Annotated in this window: 12 protein-coding genes; 2 read left to right on the top strand and 10 right to left on the bottom strand. The window is 66.2% G+C overall.

Going from position 1 to position 13,247, the window contains the following annotated elements:
• Nucleotides 1-116: 116 nt before the first annotated feature.
• The 10 genes from QOC76_RS08530 to QOC76_RS08485 all read right to left on the bottom strand — a co-directional run bounded on the left by QOC76_RS08530 (nucleotide 117) and on the right by QOC76_RS08485 (nucleotide 10,798).
• On the bottom strand, nucleotides 117-956 hold the full coding sequence (locus QOC76_RS08530) for an SDR family NAD(P)-dependent oxidoreductase (RefSeq protein WP_526356181.1): 840 nt from the start codon (nucleotides 954-956) through the stop codon (nucleotides 117-119).
• Entirely contained in the window at nucleotides 957-1,796 is an 840-nt protein-coding gene (locus QOC76_RS08525) for an alpha/beta fold hydrolase (protein ID WP_526356179.1), read from the bottom strand. It abuts the gene before it with no gap.
• Complete coding sequence (locus QOC76_RS08520) at nucleotides 1,793-2,380, bottom strand: NADPH-dependent FMN reductase (RefSeq protein WP_526356177.1); 588 nt, start codon at nucleotides 2,378-2,380, stop codon at nucleotides 1,793-1,795. The genes QOC76_RS08525 and QOC76_RS08520 overlap by 4 nt, the downstream gene beginning before the upstream one ends.
• 9 nt (nucleotides 2,381-2,389) lie before the next feature.
• Nucleotides 2,390-3,379 (bottom strand): cyclase family protein, encoded by a 990-nt coding sequence (locus tag QOC76_RS08515; protein WP_526356175.1) that lies wholly within the window; start codon nucleotides 3,377-3,379, stop codon nucleotides 2,390-2,392.
• Entirely contained in the window at nucleotides 3,363-4,205 is an 843-nt protein-coding gene (locus tag QOC76_RS08510; protein WP_526356173.1) for a coniferyl-alcohol dehydrogenase, read from the bottom strand. The genes QOC76_RS08515 and QOC76_RS08510 overlap by 17 nt, the downstream gene beginning before the upstream one ends.
• Nucleotides 4,206-4,290: 85 nt before the next feature.
• Nucleotides 4,291-5,631, bottom strand: coding sequence for an LLM class flavin-dependent oxidoreductase (locus QOC76_RS08505; protein ID WP_526356171.1), 1,341 nt, complete (start codon nucleotides 5,629-5,631; stop codon nucleotides 4,291-4,293).
• Nucleotides 5,628-7,391: an FAD-dependent oxidoreductase gene (locus QOC76_RS08500; protein ID WP_526356169.1), complete on the bottom strand. Its 1,764-nt coding sequence runs from the start codon at nucleotides 7,389-7,391 to the stop codon at nucleotides 5,628-5,630. The genes QOC76_RS08505 and QOC76_RS08500 overlap by 4 nt, the downstream gene beginning before the upstream one ends.
• Nucleotides 7,388-8,308, bottom strand: coding sequence for a 3-carboxyethylcatechol 2,3-dioxygenase (locus QOC76_RS08495; RefSeq protein ID WP_526356167.1), 921 nt, complete (start codon nucleotides 8,306-8,308; stop codon nucleotides 7,388-7,390). The genes QOC76_RS08500 and QOC76_RS08495 overlap by 4 nt, the downstream gene beginning before the upstream one ends.
• Entirely contained in the window at nucleotides 8,256-9,932 is a 1,677-nt protein-coding gene (locus QOC76_RS08490; RefSeq protein ID WP_526356165.1) for a bifunctional 3-(3-hydroxy-phenyl)propionate/3-hydroxycinnamic acid hydroxylase, read from the bottom strand. The genes QOC76_RS08495 and QOC76_RS08490 overlap by 53 nt, the downstream gene beginning before the upstream one ends.
• Before the next feature lie 2 nt (nucleotides 9,933-9,934).
• On the bottom strand, nucleotides 9,935-10,798 hold the full coding sequence (locus QOC76_RS08485) for an alpha/beta fold hydrolase (protein WP_526356163.1): 864 nt from the start codon (nucleotides 10,796-10,798) through the stop codon (nucleotides 9,935-9,937).
• A 129-nt stretch (nucleotides 10,799-10,927) separates the two neighbouring features.
• Here QOC76_RS08485 and QOC76_RS08480 point away from each other — a divergent pair, with 129 nt between their 5' ends.
• Both QOC76_RS08480 and QOC76_RS08475 read left to right on the top strand, forming a co-directional pair.
• A complete protein-coding gene (locus tag QOC76_RS08480) occupies nucleotides 10,928-11,632 on the top strand; it encodes an IclR family transcriptional regulator (protein ID WP_526356161.1) in 705 nt (234 codons plus the stop codon).
• A gap of 29 nt (nucleotides 11,633-11,661) precedes the next feature.
• The coding region (locus QOC76_RS08475; RefSeq protein ID WP_526356159.1) for an FAD-dependent oxidoreductase at nucleotides 11,662-13,247 on the top strand (1,586 nt) is incomplete at its 3' end.

Below are 13,247 nucleotides of genomic sequence, written 5' to 3'. Positions count from 1 at the left end.
GCGACCGATTAAGTCAAGCGACTGATTTAAAACCCTCTTGCCCCGCGACGGTGCGTGTCTGCCTTCGACACGCCGCGGAAAGTTGTCACTCTGTGCACGCTCGCGGGGCGACGGGGTCACAGCTTGGGCTTGCGGCCGTCGTCCCTTTGCGCTGCCCGCGTGCGCAAAACCTTGCCGGCGACTGTGCCGCCGTCGACGGGTAGCACGGTTCCGGTGACATAGCGTGACCGGTCGGTGGCGAAGTACAGCGCCGCTTCTGCGACGTCGTCTGCCGTGCCCTCGCGTTTCAGCGGGCGGTCGTTGCGCATCGTCTCGCGAATCTTGGCCTCGAACTCCTCGAGTTTCTCGAGGTCCTCCACCGCAGCCGACTTGCGCACGATCGCGGTCCGGATATTGCCGGGAGCGATTGCATTGACGCGAATCTCGTAGTGCGCCAACTCGATCGCGGCGGACTTCGTGAACTGGATGACGGCCGCCTTCGACGCCCGGTAGGTCAGCACACCGCCGCCGGCGAGTATCCCACCGATCGAGGTGATGTTGATGATGGAGCCACCGACGCCGGCGTCGCGCATCTGCCGCGCGGCATCGCGAGTGCCCGCCATCACCCCGCGCACATTGACCGCCATCACCTTTTCGAAGTCCGCGAGGTCGTCGTCGAAAAGGCTGCGGTGCATGGTGCTCGACACGCCTGCGTTGTTGACCATGACGTGCAGGCCGCCGAACCGCTCGACTGCCGTCGTCACCAGACCGCTGACCTGGTCCAGTTCCGACACATCGGCCTCGACGAACTGCGCATTGGCTCCGATGTCCTTGGCCAGGGCCGCACCCGCGTCGCGGTCGACGTCGGCGATCAGCACCCTGGCCCCTTCGGCGGCAAACCGTCGCGCCATCCCCTCGCCCAGCCCCGACGCGCCGCCTGTGACGATCGCGGCCTTGCCTTCGAGTTCGTTGCTCACCTAGCTCGCTGTCCTTTCTGCAGACACGTCATCGAGGAACTCCAACAGCAACTCGTTGACGGCGTCGGGCTGTTCGATCTGCGGGCAGTGACCGGCCTCTTCGACAACGGCCGAGCGGCCGTGCGGGATCTGCCCGGCGACCTCGGCCGCCCAGCCGTCGGACAGCAGTTTGTCGCCCGCGCCCTCGACCACCAGGGTCGGCACGGCGATGCGGTCATAGCCTCGTCTGCTCGACGGCAGCGGCGGCGGCTTCAGGCCCGGCCGCCGGAACCTGGCCGCGGCCAACGCTTCCCACGCGCCCGGCGCGATGCTGGACTCGTAGCGCCGCTGTACGTACGCATCGTCGCGCGGGTAGGCCGCGTCGAAGAAGAGTGCCTCGACGATGCGCCGCATGCCGGGCACGGTGGCGTCGTAGTCGTACAGCGCAGCCGAGTGCTCGTTGCGCTGAATCTCGCCGCCGCCGCAGATCATTACCAAGCTGCGCGCCTGCAGCGCAGGGGATTCCGAGGTGGCGTCGACGAACAGGTTGACCGCGCCCATCGAGTTGCCGACGAAATGCGCGGAGGAGACACCGACCGCGTCGCAGAACCGGGCGATATGGCGGATGCGCATGCCGCGGCCGTCGTTGAAGTCGATCACCTTCGCCGACTCGCCGAAGCCGAGCATGTCGAGCGCCAGTACGCGGTAGCGCTCGGCCAGCGCGGCGATGTTGCGCTCCCAGCCCAGGTCCGCGCTGACACCGAACTCGCCGCCGTGCAGCAGAACGACCGGATCTCCCTGTCCCGCTTCAAGGTAACCAGTCGTCAATCCATCGACGAGTATCGTCTTGCGCTGGGTCACGCCGTTTCCCAAGCGGCACGGGCGAACGTGAGCACCTGGGTGGCCAGCATGTCGAGTTGGTTGCGCACTGTCGCGTCGGCGACCCGCCCCTGTGAGTCCCAGATCTCGTCGGCCGAGTTGATCGCCACGCCGAGCGGCGTCGGCCAGGCGCGCAGGGCGTGCCCGATGCTGCGCAACTGGCCGAGTGTGCTGACCGCAGCCTGCCACCCGTATGCACAGCTGATGCATCCCCACGGGGTGTTGTCGAGATAGACGCGCGGGTCCTCGCGGAGGTCCTCGATGTAGTCGAGCGCGTTCTTCACCAGCCCTGAGATCGCGCCGTGGTAACCGGGCGAACCGACGACGACGGCGTCGGCGTCGCGCAGCGCCTTGACCAACTCGAGCGCCTTGGGAGTGCGCTCCAGTTCGTGCGGGGCGTACATCGGCAGGTCGAGGTCCTCGGCACTGAACAGCCTCGTCTTTCCGCCCTGCGATTCGACGGACGCCAGGCAGTAGCGCAGCGCGCGTTCCGTCGACGAGTTGGCCCGCAGCGTTCCGCCGAGCCCGACGACGAGCGGAGCACCGCCCGTTGTGGTTGCAGTCATCGTTGACACCTACTTGATTGCAATGGGATTCACCGGTGATCCGACGGCGCCGGTTACCCGCAGCGGCGGCGCGATGAGTTGGAATTCGTACACCCCGTCGGCGGCACAGTCGGCTGCCAGGGCGCCCAGGTCCCAGTACTCGCCGAGCATCAGGCCCATGTCGCGCAAGCACAGCATGTGCATGGGCAGGATGGCGCCGTCGACGGCGGAGACGGGGTTCTCGACCATCAGGTTGTCGGCGGCGACCGCGGCCACCTCGTGGTCGTGCAGCCACGACGCACACGTCCAGTCCAGCCCCGCACCTGGTTCCGCACCGTCGCCGGTCTGCAAAAACCTTGCCCACCAACCTGTTCGGACCAAAACGACGTCACCACGCTCGACGGTCACGCCCTGTATGCGGGCCGCCTCGTCGAGCTCGGCAGGGGTGATCGGGTCGCCGAGTTCGCAGTAGGTCTCCACCCCGCGAAGCGCGACGATGTCGAGCAGCACACCGCGCGACGTGATGCCCTTGCCGTCCACCTTGTCGATGCCGCAGTAAAACGCGCCGAGGCTCGTCACCGAGTCCGCCGGGAATCCGTTGTACAGCTTGTCCTCGTAGTAGACGTGCGACAACGCATCCCATTGGGTGGCCGCCTGCAGGGGCATGATGATCAGGTCGTCGTTGAAGCGCATCGGGCCGGCCTCGGAGTAGCCGCTCAACTGGATTGCCGACGGGTTCTGCAGCCACTTGGGGCCGAACTCCATGAGCGTTTTGGCATCGCCGCCGTCGATCGTCATCACGTGCGTCGGGTTCTGACGGTAGTGGAACGCGCCCTGCGGTCCCGACGAGCCGAAGTCCACGCCCAACGGGAAGACCTTGCCGCGTTTGACGAGGCTCGCGGCCTGCTGAACCTTCTCGGTGGTGATCAGGTTCAGCGTGCCGAGTTCGTCGGCGTCTCCCCACCGCCCCCAGTTGCGGACGTCGTCGGCAACGCAACGAAAGTCACTCAGACTGGCCATGCTCTACCTTTCGCCTGTCCGAGACGTCGCCAAAGAAGCTCTCCGCCACGGCACCGCCGTCCACGCAGATCACTTCACCGGTGATGTATCTGGCCGCGGCACTGTTGAGGAACACCAGCACGCTCGCCTGTTCGTCCGGACCCGCGACGCGGCCGAGGGGGTTCTGGAACGATTCGATGAACTCCTGACCGATCGCCGTGCGCAGTTGGTCGAGGATGGGGGTGTCGGTGACACCCGGTGCGGTGCAGTTGATCCGAATGCCCTTGGCGCCCAGCGCAACGACGTTGGCCATGCCGTAGAGGATGGTCGCCTCCTTCGACAATCGATAGCCTCCGCCGTCGGCGACCGGGTCGGGATTTTTCTCACACCATTCGATGCCTTCTGCCATCGTCATGGTGTCCAGCAGCCCCGCGGTGACTCCTGCGTTGGCCCGGTACTCCGCCGCGGCGAGCGAGGAGACGTTGGCGATCGCCGACCCTGCCGGCATTGACGGGATCAGCGCCTCAGTGAAGTGCCGCATGCCGAGGAAGTTGATCGTCACGACCAGCAACGGGTTTCCGATGCCCGACGACACACCGGCGATGTTGAAGAGCGCATCCACCGGGCCGTCGACCGCCGCGGCGGCTCTGTCGATCGACACCGGGTCGGACAGGTCGATCTCGTGAAACTCGTCGAGCTTGCGCGCAGGTGGCTTCAGGTCCAGCCCGACGACCTCGGCGCCCAACTCGGTCAGCTGGCGCGCCACTTCGGCACCGATGCCCGAACTGCAGCCGGTGACCACCGCGCGGCGGCCGTCATAGCGCCAGAGGTCGTCGATCTGCGCCATGTTTCCTCTATCTCGCGTCCGCAGAAGTCAATCAGTGCTCCTCGCGTCCGCGGAAGTCATTCAGTGCTCCTCGCGTCCGCAGAAGTCATTCAGAGCTCCTCGCGTCCGCAGAAGGGTTCCTGCTGTCCCATCCTTCTCCGGACTTGAGCTTCGCCGCAGCCGCTTCGATGCCTGCGTTCATCTCGTCCATCGCGAGGGACACCTCGTTGGCGGTGTAGTTCTCGCGACCGGTAGGAAGTCCGCCGAACGAGTAGGTCTCGTCGAACGTCGGCGCGTTCGATGCCGGCCTGCGGGCCTCGGCCTTCTCTAGGATCGGCTCCATCCGCTTGGCCTTCTGGGCAGCCGACTTCTCGTGGCGCTCGATGAACTCGGGCAGAACGTCGGAGCCCATCAGCTCGATCGACTCCATCGTCTCCTCGTGACGACGCGGGGTCAGCAGCAGAATCAGCTCGTCGACCCCGCTCTCCTCGTAGCCACGGAGGAACTCACGCACGGTGGCGGGGCTGCCGATCGGGCCACGGTCCGGGCCGTAGACGACGCTGGGATCCTTCTCGATCTCCTCGAGATGGCGCTTCCACACTCCGGTCCGGCCGGGAGTGTGCATGCCGGTCATGTAGTAGTGCATGATTCCGAACGCGAAGAACCCGCCGCCCTTGCCGAGCCGCTCGATGGCCTGCTCGTCCGTGGGCGCCACCATCATCGACAGGTCGCCGCCGATCGCGAGGATGTTGGGGTTCATCAGCGGCGTGACCGGCATGGCGGTTTCCTCGAACTCCTTGTAGTAGCCGTTGACCCGCTCCGTCAGCGGGCCGGGGCCCGTGTAGGCGAAACTCAGTGCGCCGAGGCCCTTCTGCGCGGCCATGGACACCGACGCGGGCCTGGTGCACGCGACCCACACCGGCGGGTGCGGCTTCTGCAGCGGCTTGGGAACGACGTTGCGCGGCGGCATCTCGACATGCTCACCCTTGAAGCCGGTGAACGGTTCCTCGATCATGCAGCGGATGGAGACCTCGAGTGCTTCCTCCCACATCTTGCGCTTGTCCGCGGGATCGATGCCGAATCCGCCGAGCTCGCCGACCGATGACGACTCGCCGGTGCCGAACTCCACGCGACCGTTGGAGACCAGGTCCAGCGTCGACACCCGCTCGGCGACCCGGGCCGGATGGTTGACCTGCGGCGGCAGGTGCATGATCCCGAAGCCGAGCCGAATGTCTTTGGTGCGCTGGCTGGCTGCCGACAGGAAGATCTCCGGCGCGGTGGAGTGGCAGTACTCCTCCAGGAAGTGGTGCTCGGTCAGCCACACCGTCGAGAACCCTGCCTTGTCCGCCGCCTCCACCTCGTCGAGACCGTCCTGGAAGAGCTTGTGTTCGTCGTCGTCACTCCACGGCCGCGGCAGCGGGAACTCGTAGAACAGCGAGATCTTCATTTGGTTACCTTTCGATGCGAATCGAGTGCCGAATCGGTGTTGCTGCCACCGGTTTCCGGCAGCTGGTGTTCGATGTGCTTGGCGGCCACGTAGCCGAAGGTCATGGCGGGGCCGATGGTCGCACCCGCGCCTGCGTAGCTGCGACCCATCACCGCGGCCGAGGTGTTGCCCACCGCATAAAGGCCTTTGACGGGGCTGTCGTCGCTGCGCAGCACGCGGGCGAATTCGTCGGTCCGCAACCCGCCCGACGTGCCGAGGTCGCCGAGGATGATCTGGAACGCATAGTACGGCGGCTTACCCAGCGGATGCAGGTTGGGATTGGGCAGTGTGGGGTCGCCGTAATAGTTGTCGTACTTCGAATCGCCCCGGTCGAAGTCGTCGTCGTGGCCCTTGTGCGCCAACTCGTTGAAGCGGTCGGCCGTCCGGCGAAGCTGTACGGGCGGCACGCCGATCCGGGTCGCGAGTTCTTCGAAGCTGTTGGCTTGCTTGACGATGCCCGACTCGAGCCACGCTTTCGGCACCTTCCGGCCAGTGGGCACCGGCGCGAACGGCACCTTCGGAATCGGCAGATGCCCACCGACAACGTACCGGTGGAACGACCGGATGTCGGTGATCAACCAGCACGGGATGTGCGCGACACCCGAGTTCTGTCCCTCGATCATCGCGTGGGCGAAGTCCATGTACGGCGCGGCCTCGTTGATGAAGCGGTTGCCGTCACCGTTGACGACGAACTGCGCGGGCATCATCCGTTCATTGAGCATGAACTGAAGGCGGCCGTCGGGCCAGCACATGGCGGGAAACCACCATGCCTCGTCGAGCAGGTCGGTGGATCCGCCTGCCTTCTCCCCCGCGCGGATGCCGTCACCCATGGAGGCGGGATTGCCGAAGCTCCAGTCCTTCTCCAACACGGGCAGGTGCTGTCTGCGCCACTCCATGTCGTGGTCGAACCCGCCTGCGGCGAGTATCACGCCGCCGCGTGCGCCGATCCGCTGCTGCTTGCCGTCACGTTCCACCACCGCGCCGACGACCGCGCCGTCGACATCGGTGATCAACTCCGTCATCGGTGAGTTGAGCCACAGCGCGACGTCGTGCTCCTTCATCGCCATCCGGAGCCGCGCGGCGAGCGACTGCCCGATGGCCGCCATCCGGTCGCCGAACACCCGCGCCCGGAACATCCGCCAGATCAGCTTCAGCAGCACGGCTTTGCCGCGCCAGTTCTGGCGGACCTGATAGAACAGCCGAAGGTCCTTGGGGGCGAACCAGATTCCCTTCGGTGCCAACGCGAGTGGCGCAAGCAGATTCTGCTCTTCTGGGCCGAGCCTGCGCAGATCGATGGCGGGCACGTTGATCGTGCTGCCGAGCTCAGAACCGCCGGGTAGCTCCGGGTAGTAGTCGGCGTAGCCCGGCTTCCAGACAAACTCGAGCCAACGGCTGCGCCCCTCGAGGAACTCCATCATTGCCGGTGCTGCGGCCACATACCGACGTAGCCGAGCGTCGCTGACGAGACCGTCGGTGATCGTCTGCAGATACTCGAAGACTTCGTCGGGGTCGGACACATAACCCTGTTTGCGTTGCGACGGAGCACCAGGCACCCAGATGCCGCCGCCCGAGAGTGCGGTGGATCCGCCGAAGTGGGAAGACTTTTCGACGACGAGCGTGCCGAGTTCGGCCGCCTCTGCGGTGAGCGCGGCGGTCATGCCGCCGCCACCCGAGCCGACGACGAGGACGTCGACCGTCGTGTCGAATTCGCCTACGGTCATCCGGCGGGCACCGCCGTCCGTACGGCGAATCCCGCGATCAGGTCCGGAGCGGCACGGTAGAACCGGTTGTCGGTCGTGTACGGCCCCTGCGCGGCGAGTGCGGCGAACGCGGCCACCCATGTACGGACCTCGTGCGCCGAGTGGCCCGCCTCGTGCGCCATCCACGAGGTGGACCAGTCGTCGAGGTCGGAGAGGTGGCCGCTGTCAACGATTTCCAGGAAGCGGTGATCCCACTCCGGGTTGAGAGGCTGCAGCCTGCTTTCGCCGTGGGCGAAGTTGTGCGCCGCCTCCATCACCGCGGCCTGACGCGCCTGACGCTGCTCGGGCGACATCGGCTCGCCGAGCACGATTCGGCCGAGCGCCGCGGGCGGGGCCGTTGCGAGCGTGGGGACGGGTGGATCGTGGGACAGCCCACCCGATCCGATGACGAGCACCCTTTTGTTCAACGTCGCCAGGTAGCTGCCGACCGCAGTACCCAGCGCCCGCGAACGACGCAGCGGCCCAAGTGGTGTGGCGACCGAGTTGACGAAGATCGGGATGACGGATCGCGCGGTCGCGTCACCGAGAAGTATCTGCAGCGGCTGCACCGTGCCGTGGTCCACGTCCATGCTGGCCGAGATCGCGACGTCGACGTCGGCGGCGAGCACCGCTTCGGCGAGATCGGTGGCGATGTCGGCGGGAACGTCGAGCGGACCGGCCTGGGTGCCGTAGTCGCCGACCCCGGTCGCCGTCGTGCTGATGCAGAACGGCGGCATCATGCGGTAGAAGACGCCGTTGTAGTGGTCCGGGGAGAAGATGACGACGAGCTCGGGGTCGTAGGCACGCACGAACTCCCTGGCGTCGGCGAGGGCTGCGTCGATGTCGTCAAGGAGATCCTGCGACGGTCCCGGAAGATTCAGTAGTGGGCTGTGGGACATACAGCACAGTGTCAGCGGCATCGTTGCCTCCTCCCTGGGTCAGATAGAGAACCTTGAACAGCGACGCGCTCACGTCGGCTGCGCGTTGAGCGATGCACGCGCCAGCGATGCACCGATCGGGCCGAAGGAACAGCACGGAGTCGGTGTGCGCGTCGAACCAGGCTTTGAGTGCGCCCGTGCGGTCACCGACGACGACAACGTCGTCATCGTCATGTCCTGTCCAGCACAGCTGCGTCATCGGCCGCGCCGCAACGAAGCTGGCTCCCAGAGCCTTCCATCGCGCGAATGCCTCATCGCCGAGCAGCGCGCGCGGGTTGTTGCTCCAGCACAGCACGGTGAAGCCGGCGCCGAGCACCTCGTCGAGTAGCACATTCTGCCGATCGCGAGTGTCCACGCGGGGCTGAATGAACAGGGTTCCCGTCGGGGAGGACTCAGCGCGCGGGTCGGGATGGAAGACCGCGCCCTCTTCGTAGCGAGGCATCGGCTTGAACCGCATCTCGAGTATGTACCGCTTGAGGGTGGGAACCAGCGACGCACCATGAATCACCTTGTCGCGCAACGCCGCCAGCCGTCGGTTCGTCGGCGAAATCACCCGTCCGACCATCGTGGACAGGTCGATCATCGCGCGCGCATGCTTGCGTCGTTCGACGTCGTAGGTGTCGAGTAGCGCGTCCTCGGCCTGGCCGTTCACCACCGCCGCGAGCTTCCAGCCGAGGTTGGCGGCGTCGCGGATGCCGCTGTTGTAGCCCTGGCCCTGCCACACCGGCATCAAATGGGCGGCGTCGCCTGCGATCATCAACCGCCCGTGTCGGAACGCGCCCGCGATCCGCGAGTGATGCGTGTAGACCCGGTGCCGGATGATGTCGACCCGGTCGGGATGGGGAACCATTTGGGCCAGCATGCGCCGGACGAACGCCGGGCTGTCCGCCTCTTCGTCGGACTCGTCACCGTGAATCATGAACTCGAACCGCCGAATACCGTGAGCGATCGATATCGACACGTATGGACGATTAGGATCGGCTCCGACCTCGCTGTTGGGATGGCCCAGCGGGTCGTTCGCACAATCGACGACCAGCCAGCGGGTCGGAGAGGTAGTACCGTCGAACGACACCCCCATCAGCTGCCGGGTCGCGCTGCGGCCGCCGTCGCTGCCCACCACGTAACGCGCGAAGACCGGCTCACGGCCGTCGGCGAATTCGACCGTCACGCCGTCGGCCGCTTCGGTGCAGTTCTCCATCCGATGGCCCCACCGCACTTCGATATTGTCGAAGCGGTCAAGGCCGACAAGGAGTTCGGCGTCCACCATGGGTTGGACGAACCCGTTGCGTTTTGGCCACCCGAAGCGGGCGTCGGGCGGTGCCATCTCCGCAAGCAGCTTCCGCTTCGAGTCGAAGAAACGGAGGATCTGGTTGGGCACCGTGTGGGGCAGCACCTGTTCCACCAGCCCGATCGACTGGAACGTCCGCAGCGCCTCGTCGTCCAGCCCGACGCCGCGCGGGTAGTCGATGAGGCTGTCCCTCTCGTCCACCACGAGCGTGCGGACTCCCTGCAGCCCAAGGATGTTCGCCAAGGTCAGCCCCACCGGGCCCGCCCCGACGATGACGATGTCCACCCTCTCAGCCACTGTCAGCGCCCCAGCAGGAAGTCCAGATGGAGCCGGTTGAACGTCTTCGGATCCTCGTACTGCGGCCAGTGGCCACAACCGGGCATCAGCTCGAAGCGCGCCCCGGGGATCATCGACGCGATGCGCTTGCCTTCGGTGACATCGGCGGTCGGGTCGTCACTGGTCCACACGACGAGCGTCGGCGCAGTGATCGCCTCATAATCGTTTGGCCCCAATAGATTTCGCGCCCTGATCTCCGGATCCTGCAGCGCCATGATGTCGCCCATGGCGTTGACGAAGCCGGGTTGGCGGTAGATCCGCTGCCTGCTGGCGACGATGTCGTCGTAATCCTTGGTCTTGTCGGCCATCAGCCACTTGATCCGGGCCTTCACCGTCTCCCAGGTGGGCGCTTCGACCGCGGCCATGGAGAGCGTGATGATCCGCTTCATCACCTCGGGATCGGCCTGCGAACCGCCCGCGGTGTTGAGCACCAGCCGATCGATGCGGGCGGGGTGGTCGATCGCGGCGCGCGACGCCACCCACCCGCCGAGCGATTCCCCGCTCAGATGCACCCGTTCGGCGCCGATGGCGTCGAAGAACGCCATCAGGTGAGAGACGTAGTGGGTGACCTCGAGCGGGTGGCCGGGCTTGTCGGTGTAGCCGTGGCCGAGCATGTCGATCGACCAGGTGGAGAAGTGCTCGGCATGCGCCTCGAGGTTGCGGACATAGGCCTCGGCGTGGCCGCCCGAACCGTGCAGCAGCACCAGCGCGGGCCTGCTCGTGTCGCCGGCGTGCAGATACCGGGTGCGCACTCCTGCGACGTCGAGGTAGCCCTGCGAGAACGCGACGCCCTGGAGATCGCTCCAGACGCTTTCGTGCTCCGACACCCCGTCACCTCTCTTGAGGACGAGAACTGAATTCTCGTAATTTGTAAGCACTCTGCTCATTTATCGCACATGCACGTGCACTATAGTCAGAGCATCACTCTCGGGAATCGGTCTGTCAAGGAGGGCGCGATGCCGAAGACGAGCGCCGCCGGCACCGGAACCAACGGTGCGCCCGGTTCGCAGACGCTGGCGCGGGGTCTCGCCGCGCTTCAGCTGGTCGCCAGCGCCCCCAACGGCCTGACCGCCCAGCAGGTCGCGGACGACATCGGAGTGCACCGAACGATCGCCTATCGCCTGCTGACCACGCTGGCGCAGTATCGGTTCGTGGCCAAGGGCGAGGACGGCCGATACCGGTCGGCGTCAGCGCTGGCGGTGCTGGGCGCATCCTTCGACAACAATGTCCGGCAGCTGAGCGTGCCCACGTTGCGGTCGCTGGCCGACGAACTCGGAACCACGGTGTCGTTGCTGATTGCGGAGGGCGACCAGCAGGTCGCCATCGCGGTGATCGTGCCGACGAACGTGTTCTATCAGCTGTCGTTTCACGAGGGCAGCCGATACCCGCTGGAGCGAGGGGCCGCCGGGATCGCGCTGCTGGCCAGCATGCCTCCGCGGCCTGGCGAGCGAGAGCTCGTCCCGCAGACCCGTAAACAGGGCTGGGTCATCACGCACGGCGAGATCGAGCAGAACACCTACGGTCTGGCCGTACCGGTCAAACGCAGTCCGCCGTCGCCGCCCACATGCATCAACCTGATCTCTCATCGACAGGACGTGGTCATGGGTGGCAAAGACTCAGTCATCAAGGCGGCCAACGCATTATCGGCGATCCTCGGATGAGGGACCGCCGGCAGGAAGGTTGAGCAACGGTGACCGGTTGGGACAACGAAGTCGATGTCGTCGTGCTGGGCAGTGGCGGCGCAGGCCTGACGGCCGCCCTGGCTGCCGCAGCCAACGGCGCATCGGTTGAGGTGTACGAGAAGGCCTCGACCGTCGGCGGCACCACCGCGGTATCCGGCGGCATCGTCTGGATACCCGCGCATCGCCGCTCGCCCGACGGCGAGCTGACGGAGGCCGATGCGCTGCGCTATCTGGAGGCGCAATCGCTCGGCGTGATGGATCGCGACCTCGTCGAGACGTTCGTGCACACCGGCCCGAGGATGCTCGACTTCGTCGAGCAGCACAGCGAGCTGCAGTTCGAGATCGCCGAGGGGTTCCCCGATTACAAGCCGGAGCTGCCGGGTGGACGGCCCACCGGTGGTCGGTCGCTCAACGCCAAGCCCTTCGACCTGGCCCGCCTCGGCGAATGGAAGGACCGGATCACGTCGTTTCCCGCCGACTTCAGCAATGTCGGCATCGATGCCGAGACCCGGGCCCGCATCCACGCCGCCGTCGACAGCGAAGCAGGCGACTATTGCGTGGCGGGCACCGCGTTGATCGCCGGGTTGCTGAAGGGCCTGCTCGACCTCGGCGTGACTCTCCACACGGGAGCCAGGGCGCTGGAACTGATCGCCGACGACGGCGCCATCGTCGGAGTCCGAATCCATCAGGACGGCAGGGACATTCGCATCCATGCCCGCGCCGGGGTGGTGCTCGGCACCGGCGGCTTCGAATGGGATGAGGCGCTGGTCGAGGCGTTCCTGCGCGGTCCGATGCGCGGCCCGGTGTCGCCACCGAACAACACCGGCGACGGTCTGCGGATGGCGATGGCGCACGGCGCCGACCTGGCGAACATGGGCGAGGCGTGGTGGGTGCCGATCATCCAGATTCCCGGCGACACGTTCGAGGGCAGGCCGCGCAGTCGAAGCGTGCGGCTTGAACGCACCCGGCCCAGGAGCATCATCGTCAACCGGGCGGGCAAGCGGTTCCTCAACGAGGCAGGCGAATACAACTCGATGGCGGGCCCGTTTCACCATCTCGATCCGCGCCACGGATACATCAACGACCCGGCGTGGATCGTCTTCGACGACCAGCACCTCAAGCGCTACGGATTCCTGGGCATCGAGCCTGACGGCCCGATACCACCGTGGTTCTGTCAGTCGAGAGACCTTGCCGAACTGGGCGAGAAGACGGGTATCGACGCCGACGGCCTGGCTCGCACGCTTCTCGCGTGGAACGAGAACGTCGCGAACGAACACGATCCCGACTTCGCCCGCGGCTCAAGCGCTTACGACGGATATTGGGGCGACAACGATGCAGCGACGACCGCAGGCAAGACCCTCGGCCCGATCGACACCGCCCCGTATTACGCGGTTCCGGTGACGGTCGGCGCGATGGGTACAAAGGGTGGGCCACGCACGGACCGCGACGGCCGGGTCCTGCACGTCAGCGGCGAGCCGATCCCCGGGTTGTACGCAGCAGGGAACGCGATGGCGGGCGCCACCGGCAAGGCCTATGGCGGTGCGGGGGGAACCATCGGTCCCGCAATGGTTTTCGGCTTCCTCGCGGGTATAGC

The sequence above is a fragment of the Mycobacterium sp. genome, from assembly GCF_032159565.1.
Lineage (GTDB): Bacteria > Actinomycetota > Actinomycetes > Mycobacteriales > Mycobacteriaceae > Mycobacterium.
This window is presented reverse-complemented; position numbering and strand designations above follow the sequence as displayed.

Coding starts and splice junctions, on each gene's coding strand:
- QOC76_RS08510 (WP_526356173.1), bottom strand. CDS start 4,205: ATGGCGCAGATCGACGACCTCTGGCGCTATGACGGCCGCCGCGCGGTG.
- QOC76_RS08480 (WP_526356161.1), top strand. CDS start 10,928: ATGCCGAAGACGAGCGCCGCCGGCACCGGAACCAACGGTGCGCCCGGT.
- QOC76_RS08515 (WP_526356175.1), bottom strand. CDS start 3,379: ATGGCCAGTCTGAGTGACTTTCGTTGCGTTGCCGACGACGTCCGCAAC.
- QOC76_RS08500 (WP_526356169.1), bottom strand. CDS start 7,391: ATGACCGTAGGCGAATTCGACACGACGGTCGACGTCCTCGTCGTCGGC.
- QOC76_RS08495 (WP_526356167.1), bottom strand. CDS start 8,308: ATGTCCCACAGCCCACTACTGAATCTTCCGGGACCGTCGCAGGATCTC.
- QOC76_RS08505 (WP_526356171.1), bottom strand. CDS start 5,631: ATGAAGATCTCGCTGTTCTACGAGTTCCCGCTGCCGCGGCCGTGGAGT.
- QOC76_RS08520 (WP_526356177.1), bottom strand. CDS start 2,380: ATGACTGCAACCACAACGGGCGGTGCTCCGCTCGTCGTCGGGCTCGGC.